Source organism: Streptomyces sp. NBC_00448 (genome assembly GCF_036014115.1).
GTDB lineage: Bacteria > Actinomycetota > Actinomycetes > Streptomycetales > Streptomycetaceae > Actinacidiphila.
The window spans coordinates 3,835,050-3,848,921 of sequence record NZ_CP107913.1 but is presented as its reverse complement, the minus strand read 5'-3'; the positions used below and the strand labels follow the sequence as shown (position 1 = coordinate 3,848,921).

15 protein-coding genes and 1 tRNA gene are annotated in these 13,872 nt (G+C 72.2%); 10 read left to right on the top strand and 6 right to left on the bottom strand.

All coding sequences use genetic code 11. The features are described 5' to 3' along the window. Positions 1-165: 165 nt before the first annotated feature. Genes galT through galK form a run of 3 tightly spaced genes read left to right on the top strand, consistent with a single transcriptional unit; the run spans position 166 to position 3,343 of the window. Positions 166-1,209, top strand: a complete 1,044-nt coding sequence (galT, locus tag OG370_RS16225; protein ID WP_328464880.1) for a galactose-1-phosphate uridylyltransferase — start codon at positions 166-168, stop codon at positions 1,207-1,209. Beyond that, positions 1,206-2,204, top strand: a complete 999-nt coding sequence (galE, locus tag OG370_RS16220) for a UDP-glucose 4-epimerase GalE (protein WP_328464878.1) — start codon at positions 1,206-1,208, stop codon at positions 2,202-2,204. Before galT ends, galE begins: the two co-directional genes overlap by 4 nt. Further along, on the top strand, positions 2,201-3,343 hold the full coding sequence (galK, locus tag OG370_RS16215) for a galactokinase (protein ID WP_328464876.1): 1,143 nt from the start codon (positions 2,201-2,203) through the stop codon (positions 3,341-3,343). Before galE ends, galK begins: the two co-directional genes overlap by 4 nt. 68 nt (positions 3,344-3,411) lie before the next feature. On the opposite strand, the gene OG370_RS16210 is transcribed toward galK, so the two are convergent. From OG370_RS16210 to OG370_RS16200, 3 genes are all read right to left on the bottom strand, one after another. Further along, positions 3,412-3,879, bottom strand: a complete 468-nt coding sequence (locus tag OG370_RS16210; protein ID WP_328464874.1) for a hypothetical protein — start codon at positions 3,877-3,879, stop codon at positions 3,412-3,414. Positions 3,880-3,998: 119 nt separating this feature from the next. Beyond that, a complete protein-coding gene (locus OG370_RS16205; RefSeq protein WP_328474149.1) occupies positions 3,999-4,601 on the bottom strand; it encodes a TetR/AcrR family transcriptional regulator in 603 nt (200 codons plus the stop codon). 88 nt (positions 4,602-4,689) lie between these two features. Beyond that, positions 4,690-5,694, bottom strand: a complete 1,005-nt coding sequence (locus OG370_RS16200; RefSeq protein WP_328464872.1) for an acyl-CoA desaturase — start codon at positions 5,692-5,694, stop codon at positions 4,690-4,692. Positions 5,695-5,983: 289 nt separating this feature from the next. On the opposite strand from OG370_RS16200, the gene OG370_RS16195 reads away from it, so the two are divergent. The 6 genes from OG370_RS16195 (at position 5,984) to OG370_RS16170 (ending at position 10,887) form a co-directional block, all read left to right on the top strand. Continuing rightward, positions 5,984-6,055: transfer RNA gene (locus tag OG370_RS16195), tRNA-Gln, on the top strand. 80 nt (positions 6,056-6,135) lie between these two features. Then, on the top strand, positions 6,136-7,599 hold the full coding sequence (gene glmU, locus OG370_RS16190; protein ID WP_328464870.1) for a bifunctional UDP-N-acetylglucosamine diphosphorylase/glucosamine-1-phosphate N-acetyltransferase GlmU: 1,464 nt from the start codon (positions 6,136-6,138) through the stop codon (positions 7,597-7,599). A gap of 145 nt (positions 7,600-7,744) precedes the next feature. Next, positions 7,745-8,722: a ribose-phosphate diphosphokinase gene (locus OG370_RS16185; RefSeq protein WP_328464868.1), complete on the top strand. Its 978-nt coding sequence runs from the start codon at positions 7,745-7,747 to the stop codon at positions 8,720-8,722. Between the two features lie 212 nt (positions 8,723-8,934). Next, a complete protein-coding gene (locus OG370_RS16180) occupies positions 8,935-9,552 on the top strand; it encodes a 50S ribosomal protein L25/general stress protein Ctc (protein ID WP_328464866.1) in 618 nt (205 codons plus the stop codon). Between the two features lie 156 nt (positions 9,553-9,708). Beyond that, positions 9,709-10,302, top strand: coding sequence for an aminoacyl-tRNA hydrolase (gene pth, locus OG370_RS16175; protein WP_328464864.1), 594 nt, complete (start codon positions 9,709-9,711; stop codon positions 10,300-10,302). Positions 10,303-10,395: 93 nt separating this feature from the next. Beyond that, positions 10,396-10,887, top strand: coding sequence for a hypothetical protein (locus OG370_RS16170; protein ID WP_328464862.1), 492 nt, complete (start codon positions 10,396-10,398; stop codon positions 10,885-10,887). A 117-nt stretch (positions 10,888-11,004) separates the two neighbouring features. Here OG370_RS16170 and OG370_RS16165 read toward each other — a convergent pair whose 3' ends face one another. After that, entirely contained in the window at positions 11,005-11,370 is a 366-nt protein-coding gene (locus tag OG370_RS16165) for a VOC family protein (protein WP_328464860.1), read from the bottom strand. After that, positions 11,367-12,206 carry a trans-aconitate 2-methyltransferase gene (locus tag OG370_RS16160; protein ID WP_328464858.1) on the bottom strand — a complete coding sequence of 280 codons (840 nt, stop codon included), beginning with the start codon at positions 12,204-12,206 and terminating at the stop codon, positions 11,367-11,369. The genes OG370_RS16165 and OG370_RS16160 overlap by 4 nt, the downstream gene beginning before the upstream one ends. Positions 12,207-12,338: 132 nt before the next feature. On the opposite strand from OG370_RS16160, the gene OG370_RS16155 reads away from it, so the two are divergent. Next, complete coding sequence (locus OG370_RS16155; RefSeq protein ID WP_328464856.1) at positions 12,339-12,836, top strand: MarR family winged helix-turn-helix transcriptional regulator; 498 nt, start codon at positions 12,339-12,341, stop codon at positions 12,834-12,836. Here OG370_RS16155 and OG370_RS16150 read toward each other — a convergent pair. After that, on the bottom strand, positions 12,804-13,598 hold the full coding sequence (locus tag OG370_RS16150) for a response regulator transcription factor (protein WP_328464854.1): 795 nt from the start codon (positions 13,596-13,598) through the stop codon (positions 12,804-12,806). The genes OG370_RS16155 and OG370_RS16150 overlap by 33 nt on opposite strands. Between the last annotated feature and the right edge of the window lie 274 nt (positions 13,599-13,872).

The window sequence follows — 13,872 nt, the reverse complement described above, 5'->3', positions numbered from 1 at the left end:
GTGCCCCGCTGCGGTCGGGCGCGGTTCCGTACGGCCTGATCCCCCATCGTGACCAAGCTATGTGACTTCGTAGGCCCCCGGCATTGACTGTTCTGTTGCGTTGTGATTCATTGTGTGCGGTTCTGTTGGAAGCGTGTTGAGTGATCGTGGTGTGAGGTGCCGTAGGTGAAGAAGACGCCGACCCGGCTCGCGGACGGCCGTGAGCTGATCTACTACGACTCAGCCGACGCCGTGGTCCGCGACGCGAGCGATCCCCGCCCGCTCGAACCGGTGGCCACCACCACCGAGACGCGTTTCGACCGGCTGCTCGGCGACAGCGTGGCGGTCGCCTCGCACCGGCAGGGCCGTACGTACCATCCGCCGGCCGACCAGTGCCCGCTGTGTCCCTCGCGCGAGGGGCGGCAGACCGAGATCCCGGCCGCGGACTACGAGGTCGTCGTCTTCGAGAACCGCTTCCCCTCGCTCACCGGCGACAAGGGCCGCTGCGAGGTGGTCTGCTTCACCTCCGACCACGACGCGTCCTTCGCGAGCCTCACCCCGCAGGCCGCCCGCCTGGTGCTCGACGCGTGGACCGACCGCACCCGTGAGCTGTCCCAGCTGCCCGGCGTCGTCCAGGTCTTCCCGTTCGAGAACCGGGGCAAGGAGATCGGCGTCACCCTCGGCCACCCGCACGGGCAGATCTACGGGTACCCGTTCACCACCCCGCGCACCGCGCTGATGCTGCGCTCGCTCGCCGAGCACCGCGCGGCCACCGGCCGCAACCTCTTCGACGACGTGCTCGCCGACGAGCGCGCCGACGGCAGCCGGATCGTGCTGGCCGGCGAGCACTGGACGGCGTTCGTCCCGTACGCGGCGCACTGGCCGTACGAAGTGCACCTCTACCCCAACCGCCGGGTGCCCGACCTGCTCGGCCTCGACGAGGACGCCCGGGCGGAGTTCCCGCACGTCTACCTGGAGCTGCTGCGCCGCTTCGACCGGATCTTCGGTCCCGACCAGCCGCCGACCCCGTACATCTCCGGCTGGCACCAGGCGCCCTTCACCGCGGCCGACCGCCGGGAGTTCGCCCTCCACCTGGAGCTTTTCACCATTCGGCGCGCGTCGGGCAAGCTGAAGTTCCTCGCGGGTTCCGAATCCGGCATGGGCGTGTTCGTCAACGACGTGCCTCCGGAGGCCGCGGCGCTGCGACTGCGAGAGGTGGCCACGAAGTGACCGAAACCACCGGGTCCCCCGGACGTAAGAAGCTGCTGGTCACCGGCGGTGCCGGATACGTCGGCGGCGTCGTGGCGGCGCATCTGGTCGAGGCCGGCCACCAGGTGACCGTGCTGGACGACCTGTCCACCGGCGTACGCGAAGGGGTGCCCGCGGGCGCCGAGTTCGTCGAGGGCCGGGTCCAGGACGCCGGCAAGGTGCTCGACGGCTCCTACCACGCGGTGCTGCACTTCGCCGCGTCCTCCCAGGTCGCCGAGTCCGTCGCGAACCCGGAGAAGTACTGGCGCAACAACGTGGCCGGCACCCTCGAACTGCTCGCCGCCATGCGCACCGCGGGCGTGGGCACGCTGGTCTTCTCCTCCACCGCCGCCACCTACGGCGAGCCCGCCACGGTGCCGATCACCGAGGACGCGCCGACCGCCCCCACCAACCCCTACGGCGCCACCAAGCTGGCCGTCGACCACATGATCAGCGGGGAGTGCGCCGCCCACGGCCTGGCCGCGGTCTCGCTGCGCTACTTCAACGTTGCCGGCGCCTACGGTGCGCACGGCGAGCGCCACGACCCCGAGTCGCACCTCATCCCGCTGGTCCTCCAGGTCGCCCAGGGCCGCCGCCCGTCGATCGCCGTCTACGGCGAGGACTACCCGACGCCCGACGGCACCTGCCTGCGCGACTACATCCACGTCGCCGACCTCGCCGAGGCCCACCTGCTGGCCCTCGACAAGGCCCAGGCCGGCGAGCACCTCATCTGCAACCTGGGCAACGGCAACGGCTTCTCCGTCCGCGAGGTCATCGAAACCGTCCGCCAGGTCACCGGGCACCCGATCCCGGCCACCTCGCAGCCGCGCCGCCCCGGCGACCCCGCGGTGCTGGTCGCCTCCGCGGACCGGGCCCGCGAGCGGCTGGGCTGGCAGCCGTCCCGCACCGACCTGGCCGGCATCGTCCGTGACGCCTGGAACTTCGCTCGATCGCTCGGGGAGGGCGACATACGATGACTGACGACTCCGCATTCGAGGCCGCGTTCAAGGACGTCTTCGGGCGCGCCCCCGAAGGCGCGTGGGCGGCGCCCGGCCGGGTCAACCTGATCGGCGAGCACACCGACTACAACGACGGCCTCGCGATGCCGTTCGCGCTGCCGCACGTCACCCGCGCGGCCGTCGCCCGGCGCGACGACGGGCTGCTGCGGCTGCACTCGGCGGACATGGACGACGGCACCGTCGAACTCTCGATCGCCGACCTCGCCCCCGGCACCACACCCGGCTGGGTCCGCTACCCGGCCGCCGTGCTGTGGTCGCTGCGGCAGGCCGGCCACGACATCGGCGGCGCCGACCTGCTCTACGACAGCACCGTCCCGGTCGGCGGCGGGCTGTCCTCCTCCGCGGCGCTCCAGGTCGTCACCGCCCTCGCGCTGACCGAACTGCACGGCGTGCACGGCATGTCCCGGCAGGACCTCGCCCTGCTCTGCCAGTCCTCGGAGAACACCTACGTCGGCGCGCCGGTCGGCGTCATGGACCAGACCGCCTCGGCCTGCTGCACCGACGGCCACGCCCTCCACCTCGACGTGCGCGGCCTCACCCAGCGGCAGGTGCCGCTCGACCTGGGCGCCGCGGGGCTGGCGATGCTGGCGGTCGACACCCGCGTCAAGCACGCGCACTCCGACGGCGCCTACGGCGAGCGCCGGAGTGGCTGCGAGGCCGCCGCCGCCGCGCTCGGTCTGCCCGCGCTGCGCGACGTGCCCTTCGACGGCCTGGCCGACGCCCTCGCCGCCCTCCCCGACGACCGGCTGCGCCGGCTGACCCGGCATGTCGTCACCGAGAACCGCCGGGTCGAGGAGGTGCTCGCGCTGTGCGACGCCGGCCGGGTCCGCGAGATCGGCCCGGTGCTGACCGCGGGACACGTCTCGCTGCGCGACGACTTCCAGGTCTCCTGCCCGGAACTCGACCTCGTGGTGGACACCGCGCTGGCCGCGGGCGCGCTCGGCGCCCGGATGACCGGCGGCGGCTTCGGCGGCTCGGCGATCGTGCTGCTCGAAGCGGGCGACCTGGACAGGATCACGCAGGCGGTGGCGGCGGCGCTCCCGCAGTCCCGGCACTTCACGATCGCCCCCTCGGCGGGTGCCCGCCGCCTCTGGTAGGCACGCGGCGCCTGCGGGGCACACAGGGACACGGGCGGCGCCGGGAGCACCGGCGCCGCCCGCCGCCGTCAGCGCACCAGCGGCGCCGCCCGGGAGACGAACTCCTCTATGGCCCGGCGGGCCGACTCGTCGCGCGTGTCGTGCTCCCGCTGGTCCGCCGCGTTCGACAGGTCCCAGGCGGACCGGTAGGCCCGCTCCGCGGCGAGGACCACGTCGGGTGCGTCGGTGACCAACTTCACCCGGTACAGCGCCTGCCGGGCCGCGGTCCGCAGCCGGTGCGCCTCGTCGCGCACCCGCGGATACGCCTCGCCGTCGGGGCGCTCCGCCCGGACGTACCAGCGGGTGGCCTGACCGTGGCGGTACTCCTCGACCGCGGCGGCGTATCCGCTGTACGTCGCCACGCGCTCCTTGCGGAGTTCCTCGGCCCGTGCGAACAGCTCGCTGCGGCCGGCCGCGAGGCGCTGGAAGGCGTAGGTGAGCACCGAACCCAGCAGCGTGCCGGCGACCGCCACGGCACTCGTCCAGACAGCTTCCACGGCACCAGTCGACCACACGCCCGCGGTGTACGGGGCGGGTTCCCGGACTGGTTCCGCACGGGTCCAGCACGGGTTCCGGCCCGGCCCCGGACCGGCTCTGAACGGGCTCCGCCGCCAGGTCAGTTCTTGCGGTGGCCGATCAGCCGGGGCTGCTGCTCCAGGCCGGACAGGCCGTTCCAGCTCAGGTTCACCAGATGCGCGGCGACCTCGGCCTTCGGCGGGCGGCGGGCGTCCAGCCACCACTGGCCGGTCAGCGCGACCATGCCGACCAGCGCCTGCGCGTACAGCGGGGCGAGGTTGGGGTCGAAGCCGCGCTGCTCGAACTCGTGGCCCAGGATGTCCTCGACCTGGGTGGCGATGTCGCTGATCAGGGAGGCGAAGGTGCCGGTGGACTGGGCGACGGGGGAGTCCCGGACCAGGACCCGGAACCCGTCGGTGTACTGCTCGATGTAGTCCAGCAGGGCGAAGGCGGCCTGCTCCAGGAGTTCGCGGGGGTGGCCGCCGGTGAGTGCGCCGGTCACCATGTCGAGCAGGCGGCGCATCTCACGGTCGACGACGACGGCGTAGAGCCCCTCCTTGCCGCCGAAGTGCTCGTAGACGACGGGTTTGGACACCCCCGCCTGGTGCGCGATCTCCTCCACCGACGTGCCCTCGTAGCCGCGCTCGGCAAAGAGCACCCGGCCCACGTCGAGGAGTTGTTCGCGTCTTTCCTTGCCGGTCATCCGGACCCGCCGGATGCGCCGCGCGCTCGGGCCCGCCGGGGCGGAGGACTGCCGGGCTCTTCCGTCTTCGCCGTCGCTCACCGGCCCATCATGCCGCTTCGTCGACGTCCTGCCGGTTGCTCTCCTGGCGGCGGGCGGCGATCCGGGCGGCGTCCGGCCAGCGGACGTCGGAGGCCCAGCCGGCGAGCTCGAACCAGCGGATCAGGCGGGCACTGGAGTCGACCTGGCCGCGCAGCACGCCGTGCCGGGCGGAGGTGGGGTCGGCGTGGTGGAGGTTGTGCCACGACTCGCCGCAGGACAGCACCGCCAGCCACCACACGTTGCCCGAGCGGTCCCGGGACTTGAACGGCCGCTTGCCGACCGCGTGGCAGATCGAGTTGATCGACCAGGTCACGTGGTGCAGCAGTGCCACCCGGACGAGTGACCCCCAGAAGAACGCGGTGAAGGCGCCGTACCAGGACATCGTGGCCAGGCCGCCGACCAGCGGCGGGATCAGCAGGGAGATCGCCGTCCACAGCCAGAAGTCACGGGAGATCCGGCGGATCGCCGGGTCCTTGATCAGGTCCGGCGCGTACTTCTGCTGCGGGGTCTGCTCCTCGTCGAAGAGCCAGCCCATGTGCGCCCACCACAGGCCCTTCATGAGGGCGGGCAGGGTCTCGCCGTATCGCCACGGGCTGTGCGGGTCGCCCTCGGCGTCGCTGAACTTGTGGTGCCGGCGGTGGTCGGCGACCCAGCGCACGATGGGGCCCTCGACGGCCATCGAGCCGGCGATGGCGAGCGCGATCTTCAGCGGGCGCTTGGCCTTGAACGAGCCGTGGGTGAAGTGCCGGTGGAAGCCGATGGTGATGCCGTGGCAGCCGAGGAAGTACATGACGACCATCAGGCCGACGTCCAGCCAGCTCATCCCCCGTCCCCAGGCCAGCGGCACCGCCGCGGCGAGCGCCACGAAGGGGATGCAGATGAAGAGCAGCAGGGAGATCTGCTCGATCGATCGCTTGCTCTCGCCGCCGCGGGTGGCACTTGGCACCGGCGATCCCTGTCCTGAGGACCCGGGTTCCCGGGACTCGGTGATCACGTCCGTCTGTGTGGTCATGTGCGTCCCTTGAGGAGAGGAGGGGACCGAAATGGGCTGATGGGAAAGCTGATGGGAAAGTCACTTGCACGGCGCAGGGGCCGTGTGCCGCACAACCTACGCCTCCGTAAGTATTGCAGCGGCGTCCGGCGGGCGACAGGACCAGTCGGGTAAGGGTCACCTTCCCTTGCGGGTGTCGTTCGAGTGGATCTTTACCCCGCAACGGCGTCGCGTCCACCCCGTGTCGTACGGCATGATGGTTTCGTCCGGCATGAAGGGCCCCGACGACGGGTCCCGCAGGTCGAGTTGATCCGCCGTGGTGTAATTGGCAGCACTGGGGCTTTTGGTGCCTTAAGTCCGGGTTCGAGTCCTGGCGGCGGAGCGGATCGGGAGAAGAACCCCCACCCTCGGTAAGCTGCGGTTGTCCAGCACCCGAAGCCCCGAAGCCGAGGAGTCTCCCGCGTGAGCCCCAACCGCCCGGCTGCCGTCGTCATCCTCGCCGCGGGTGAGGGCACCCGCATGAAGTCGGCCACCCCGAAGATCCTGCATCCGATCTGCGGCCGCTCGCTGATCGGCCACGCCGTCGCCGCGGCCCGCGCGCTGGACCCCGAGCACCTGGTGGTGGTCGTCGGACACGGCCGCGAGCAGGTCACCGCGCACCTCGCCGAGCAGGACCCGAAGGCGCTGACGGCCGTGCAGGAGGAGCAGCTCGGCACCGGCCACGCGGTGCGCGTCGGCCTGGCGGAGCTGAACCGGCGCGGCGCGGCCCTGGACGGCACCGTCGTGGTGACCTACGGCGACGTGCCGCTGCTGACCACGCAGACGCTGGCCGCGTTCACCGCCGCGCACCGCGCCGAGGGCAACGCGGTCACCGTCCTGACCGCCCAGGTGCCCGACCCGACCGGCTACGGGCGGATCGTGCGCGGCTCCGACGGCCAGGTCACCGCGATCGTCGAGCAGAAGGACGCCGGCGACGCGCTGCGGGCGGTCAAGGAGATCAACTCCGGGGTGTACGCCTACGACGGGCGGCTGCTCGCCGAGGCGCTGGGCAAGCTCACCACCGACAACGCGCAGGGCGAGGAGTACCTCACCGACACCCTGGCGATCCTGCGCGACGGCGGCCACCGGGTGGGCGCGTACGTCGCCGCGGACCACCACGAGATCGCCGGCGTCAACGACCGGGTGCAGCTCGCGCAGGCCCGCCGGGCGCTCAACGACCGGCTGCTGGAGCGGGCGATGCTGGCCGGCGCCACCATCGTGGACCCCGCCACCACCTGGCTGGACGTCACCGTCACCGTCGAGCCCGACGCGCTGGTGCACCCCAACACGCAGCTGCTCGGCGCCACCAGCATCGCGGCGGGCGCCGAGGTGGGCCCGGAGTGCACGCTCACCGACACCTCGGTGGGGCCGGGCGCCCGGGTCTCGCACGCCGTCGCCGACCACGCCGAGATCGGCGAGCAGGCGTCCGTCGGTCCGTACGCGTATCTGAGGCCGGGCGCGCGGCTGGGCGCGAAGGCCAAGGCCGGCACCTACGTCGAGATGAAGAACGCCTCGATCGGCGAGGGCACCAAGGTGCCGCACCTGAGCTACGTGGGCGACGCGACCATCGGCGACCACACCAACATCGGCGCCGCCACCGTCTTCGTGAACTACGACGGCGAGACCAAGCACCACACCGTCATCGGCAGCTACTGCAAGACCGGCGCGGACAACATGTTCGTCGCCCCCCGGGTGATCGGCGACGGCGTCTACACCGCGGCCGGCTCGGTGATCACCAAGGACGTGCCGTCGGGGTCGCTGGCCGTCGCCCGCGGCCAGCAGCGCAACATCGAGGGCTGGGTGGCCCGCAAGCGGCCCGGCAGTGCCGCTGCGCAGGCGGCCGAACGCGCACAGCAGCAGGGTGACGAGACCGACGCGCCGGAGTGAGTGAGGGTCGTCTCATCGGCCGGACGTGAGGTGCACAGGTGCGCCGGATGGGGCGTACCGTGTGTGGTGCACACAATTCCGCCAGCCCGCCCGACTTCGGGCGACGCTGTGCCGAACACCAGTCGAACACCAAGGAGACGGTGCAGTGACCGGGATCAAGACGACCGGTGAGAAGAAGCTGATGCTCTTCTCCGGCCGCGCCCACCCCGATCTGGCGGAGGCGGTGGCATACGAGCTGGGTGTAGAGCTCGTCCCCACCCGTGCTTTCGACTTCGCCAACGGCGAGATCTATGTGCGGTTCGAGGAGTCGGCCCGCGGCGCCGACTGCTTCCTGATGCAGAGCCACACCAGCCCCATCAACCAGTGGATCATGGAACAGCTCATCATGGTCGACGCTCTCAAGCGGGCCTCCGCGCGGAGCATCACCGTGATCGTGCCGTTCTACGGCTACGCCCGGCAGGACAAGAAGCACCGCGGCCGCGAGCCGATCTCGGCCCGGCTGATGGCCGACCTGTTCAAGACCGCGGGCGCCGAGCGCATCCTCACCGTCGACCTGCACACCGACCAGATCCAGGGCTTCTTCGACGGCCCGGTGGACCACATGGTCGCGCTGCCGGTCCTGGCGGACTACGTCGGCGCGAAGGTGGACCGGGCCAAGCTCACCGTGGTCTCCCCGGACGCCGGCCGGGTCCGGGTCGCCGACCGCTGGTGCGACCGGCTGGGCGCGCCACTGGCGATCGTGCACAAGCGCCGCGACCCCGACGTCGCCAACCAGGTGAAGGTCCACGAGGTGGTCGGCGACGTCAAGGGCCGGGTGTGCGTGCTGGTCGACGACATGATCGACACCGGCGGCACCATCTGCGCCGCGGCGGACGCGCTGTTCGCCAACGGCGCGGAGGACGTCATCGTCACCGCCACGCACGGGGTGCTCTCCGGGCCCGCCGCGGACCGGCTGAAGAACTCCAAGGTCAGCGAGTTCGTCTTCACCGACACGCTGCCGACGCCGGCGGAGACCGACCTCGACAAGATCACGGTGCTGTCGATGGCGCCGACCATCGCGAACGCGGTGCGCGAGGTCTTCGAGGACGGTTCGGTCACCAAGCTCTTCGAGGACGCGCACTGACCGGGCGCTTGAGCTGACAGGGCGCCCCAGGCCGCCCGCCGCACGGATTTCGTTCCGGGCCCTTCCCACGGTTACGCTGTCGAGGTTGCTCGGCGAGGGAAGGGCCCGGACGTACGTCCGCAGCACCTCCGTTATCGACGCGCTCCTCGTGAAGGATCGGCCCGTCGCGGCCGGGCGACCGTACTGCCCACCATTACGAGGAGCCGATTCCCATGGCTGAAGTGAAGATCCCCGCCCAGGTGCGCACCGAGTTCGGCAAGGGTGCCGCCCGCCGGGTGCGCCGCGCCAACCAGGTCCCCGCGGTCGTGTACGGCCACGGCGCCGACCCCCGGCACGTCACGGTCCCCGGCCACGAGCTGCTGCTCGCGCTGCGCACCCCGAACGTGCTGATCTCGCTGGACATCGACGGCGCGTCCGAGCTGGTCATCCCCAAGGCGGTGCAGCGCGACCCGCTGAAGGGCTTCATCGAGCACATCGACCTGCTGTCCGTGAAGCGCGGCGAGAAGGTCACCGTCGAGGTGCCGGTCTCCGCCGAGGGCGAGCTGGCCCCGGGCGGCAACCTGCTGGAGCACGTGCTCAACACGCTGTCGGTCGAGGCCGAGGCGACCCACATCCCCGAGGCGTTCACGGTCTCCGTCGAGGGTCTGGAGGCGGGCGCGTCCATCCTGGCGAAGGACGTCGAGCTGCCCAAGGGCACCACGCTGGTCACCGAGGAGGACGCCGTGGTGATCCAGGTCGTCTCCGCGCAGGCCGAGGCCGAGGAGCCCGCCGAGGGTGAGGGCGAGGCCGCCGCCGAGGCGCCCGCCGCGGACGCCTCCGACGAGAGCTGAACCAGAACGCGCCGGCCGCCGTCGTACCTCCGGGTGCGGCGGCGGCCGTTTGCGCGGTGCGGCGGTCGTACGCGGCGGGCGCGTGTAAGGACCGCCGGCCAGGATGTGCGCCCCTTACGGTTCTACGGTGTACGGCGACTGCTTTCGGAGACGTGGATGAGCGACAGCACAGGGCCCTGGATGGTGGTGGGCCTGGGCAACCCGGGGCCGGAGTACGCCGGCAACCGGCACAACATCGGGTTCATGGTGGCCGACCTGCTCGCCGAGCGGATGGGCGGGAAGTTCAAGCGGGCCCACAAGGCGCAGGCGCAGGTGGTCGAGGGGCGGATCGGGCCGCCCGGCCCGGCGAGCGCGCGGGTGGTGCTGGCCAAGCCGATGTCGTACATGAACCTCTCGGGCGGGCCGGTCACCGCGCTGAAGGAGTTCTACAAGGTGCCGACCGACCGGATCATCGCGGTCCACGACGAGTTGGACATCGACTTCCCCACCCTGCGGCTCAAGCTCGGCGGCGGCGACAACGGCCACAACGGGCTGAAGTCCATCACGAAGTCGCTCGGCGCCGAGTACCTGCGGGTGCGGGCCGGGATCGGCCGGCCGCCCGGGCGGATGGACGTGGCGGCGTTCGTGCTCAAGGACTTCTCCTCGGCCGAGCGCAAGGAACTGGAGTGGTTCGTGGACCGGGCCGCCGACGCCGTCGAGGCGCTGGTCACCGGCGGGCTGGAGCGGGCGCAGAGCAGCTACAACGGCTGACCGGCTCTGGCAACGGCTGACCGGCCTGGCCGCGACTGCCGTAAGGGGCCCGCAGGTTGACCCGGTGGCATGCGATGGCCAAAGATCGCCCGCATGGCAACTGGGAGCGGTGACCGCGGTGCCGCGCAGGCGGGCGGGCTGGTGCAGTTCGCCCGGGTGGTGGGCGTGGGGGCGGTGGCGGCACTGATCCTGGTGTCCGGCGCGTGGGGTTCGTGGCGCGACGCGCAGTACGTGGTGATCGGCAAGGGCCATGACCACGGCACCGTACGGCTGGTGGCGTGCGGCGACACGGACTGCACCGGGCCGTTCGCGCCGCACGGCGACGCGCTTCCCCGCGCGAAGGTCACCGTCAGCCTCCCGGTGCGTCACCACGTGGGGGACTCCGTCGGGGTGGTGCTCAAGCCCGGTACGGACACCGGGGTGCGCGACGGGATGGGCGGGCTGCTCTTCGGGTTCGTGCCCTTGGGCGGGGCGCTGCTGCTGGCGGCGGTCGTGGTCGCGCTGGGGCTGCGGCTGCCGCGCGTCGCGTGGACCCTCGCGGTGGCGGGCGCGGCGCTGCTGGGCGGTGCGTTCCTGACGTTGTGAGCCCGGCCCGCCGAGGTGCGGCGAGCCGGGCAGGTGGTGCGGTGGTGACGGTAGTACGGCGATGCCGGTGCTGCCGGTGGTCGTACGACCGGATCGTGGCAGGGGCGTACGGTCGGATCAGATGGTGGTCGGCTCCAGGAACTCCAGCCGGTTGCCGACCGGGTCCTCGCAGTAGAAGCGCAGGTGGCCGGGCAGGTCGTAGTCCCATACGACCGTCGTGCCCTCGGCCTGGAGCCCCTTGGCGAAGCCGTGGATGCCGTTGACGCGCAGGCCCGGGTGGGCCTTGCGGGCGGGGCGGAACTGCTCCTCGATGCCCAGGTGCAGCACCGCGGTGCCGGCCGCGAACCAGCAGCCGCCGCGGCCCGCGAGCACCGGCGGCTTGGTCAGTTCGGCCATGCCGAGGACGCCGGTGTAGAAGGCGCGCAGCTCCGGCTCGCTGCCGGGCGGTGCGGCGAGCTGGACGTGGTCGAGGCCGGCGATCACGACGTGGCCCCGGCGGGCGCAGCGGCGGTGCGGGCGATCGCGAAGATCCGGCGGAACGGGAAGACCGTGCCGTGCGGCCCCACCGGGTACGCCTTGCGGAGCAGGTCGCGGTACTGCCCGACGAACTCCCGGGCGGCCACCGGGTCGCCCTCCAGCGCGGTGAGCACCGGGCGCAGCGCGGTGCCCTTCGTCCAGTCCAGCACCGGGTCCTCGCCCTGCAGCAACTGGACGTAGGTGGACTCCCAGACGTCGACGCCGGTGCAGCCCAGCTCGGTCAGGCGCTCCAGGTAGTCGGCGGGGGAGAGGATGTGCACGTAGCGGCGGCCGTGGCCCGCCAGGCGGGCGCGCCAGTGGGGGGTGTCGCACAACTCGGCGAGCAGGGCGTGGCTGGGGGCGTTGAAGTTGCCGGGCACCTGGAAGGCGAGGACGCCGCCGGGGGCGATGTGCTCCAGCCAGGACGGGAAGCGGTCGGCGTGTCCGGGCACCCACTGCAGCGCGGCGTTGGACACGATCAGGTCGAAGGGCTCGTCGGGGGTCCACACCGCCGCGTCGGCCTTCCGGAAGTCCAGTTCCCCGCCGCCGGAGGTGGGGCCGGCGTGCTCGCGTGCCGCGTCGAGCATGTCGGCCGAGCTGTCGTAGCCGGTGATGTGTGCGCCGGGCCAGCGGTCGGCGAGCCGCGCCGTGACGTTGCCCGGGCCGCAGCCGATGTCGGCGATCCGGGGCGTGTCGCCGCCGGGCAGTTCGGTGATCCGGGTGAGGAGGTCGAGGAAGGGGCGGGTGCGATGGGTGGAGTGCCGGAGATACTGGTGCGGGTCCCACGTCGGCGCTGCTGGCATCGTTCGTACTCCCTGGGTGCTACGGAGTCGGCGAAAACGGAGGGCGAGGTTCTGCCCTTCACCTTCAGCCTGCTCCCAGAGATATCTTGATGTCAAGAGACTTCATGTCGACAGACCTACTACACTGATCCCATGGAGGACGAGGTCGACCGGCTGGTCGCTGCATGGCGCCGAGAGCGCCCCGACCTCGACGTGGAGCCGCTCGAAGTGCTCAGCCGGGTCAGCAGGCTCGCCCGGCACCTGGACCGGGCCCGCCGGATCGCCTTCGCCGAGCACGGCCTGGAGCCGTGGGAGTTCGACGTGCTCACCGCGCTGCGCCGGGCCGGCGAGCCGTACCAGCTCTCACCCGGCCAGCTCCTCACCCAGACCCTCGTCACCTCCGGGACCATGACCAACCGCATCGACCGGCTCGCCAAGAAGCGGCTGGTGGAGCGGCAGCCCGACCCCAGCGACCGGCGCGGCGTGCTGGTCCGGCTCACCCCGCAGGGCCAGGACCGCGCCGACCAGTCGCTGGCCGGGCTGCTCGCCCAGGAGCGGGCCATCCTGGGCGAGCTGACCGACCGGCAGCGCACCGAACTCGCGGGGCTGCTGCGGCAGCTAACCGCGCCGTTCGACAACGTCCCCGGCTGACGGCAGCAGTTCCACCGGGCCCACCCCGGCCCGCCGGGCCAGCGCGACCGCCGCGAGCGTGGAGTGCACCCCGAGCTTGCCCAGCACGTTCTGCATGTGGGTGCGGACGGTGTGCGGGGACAGGAACAGTCGCTCCGCGACCGCCTTGCGGCCGAGTCCGGCCACCATGCAGCGCAGCACCTCCTGCTCGCGCGGCGTCAGCGACTCCACCAGCTGCTCGCTCTCGGTACGGTGCCGGCGCGCCGCGGTCAGCTCCCGCAGCACCCCGGTCAGCAGCGCCGGCGGCAGATGCGTCTCGTCGCGCAGCACCCCGCGGACCACCGCGAGCAGCCGCGACAGCGAGCAGTCCTTGGCGACCCAGCCGGACGCGCCGGCCTGCAGAGCCCGCGCGGCGCGCACCGGGTCGTCCCGCTCGGCGAGCACCACGGTACGGGTGCCCGGGTAGGCGGCCCTGATCCGCTCCACCAGCGCGAGACCGTCCAGCACCGGGTCGCGCGGCTCCAGCGGGCGCGGCTGCGACGGCAGCGCGGGCGGTACCGCGGCCAGCGTCACCGGCGGACGCGGCCCGGCGCCCAGGTCGGCGTCGACCAGCAGGACGTCGTAGCGGCGGCCGTCGGCGGCCGCGCGGTCGAGGCAGCGCTGCGCGGCGGAGCCGCTGCCCGCCGCGGACACGTCGACGTCGGGCTCGGCCGCGAGGGCGGCCGCGAGCGACTCGGCGAAGATGCGATGGTCGTCGACGACGAGGACCCGGATACGACCCACGGACACCACTCCCGATTCACGGCACTCCCCCAGTGGCGATGGGGCGTCCGCCTCGCTTGGAGCCCGGCACCGGGCAGGGACCGCCGTCCTTGCCCAGGCGCCGGACCCCGTGCGTCTCGCCCCCTGATGGACGCCGGCCCCCACCGGCGTCGTGGAAAAAGAGTAGGTGCTCGGCCGGACAATGGAGCCACCTTGGCCGAACTTCCCGGCCTGGATTTTACCGACGTGCGCCGCCGACGGGCCGGGTGCCGCCGCTGGTGGCGGACCCGAAGCG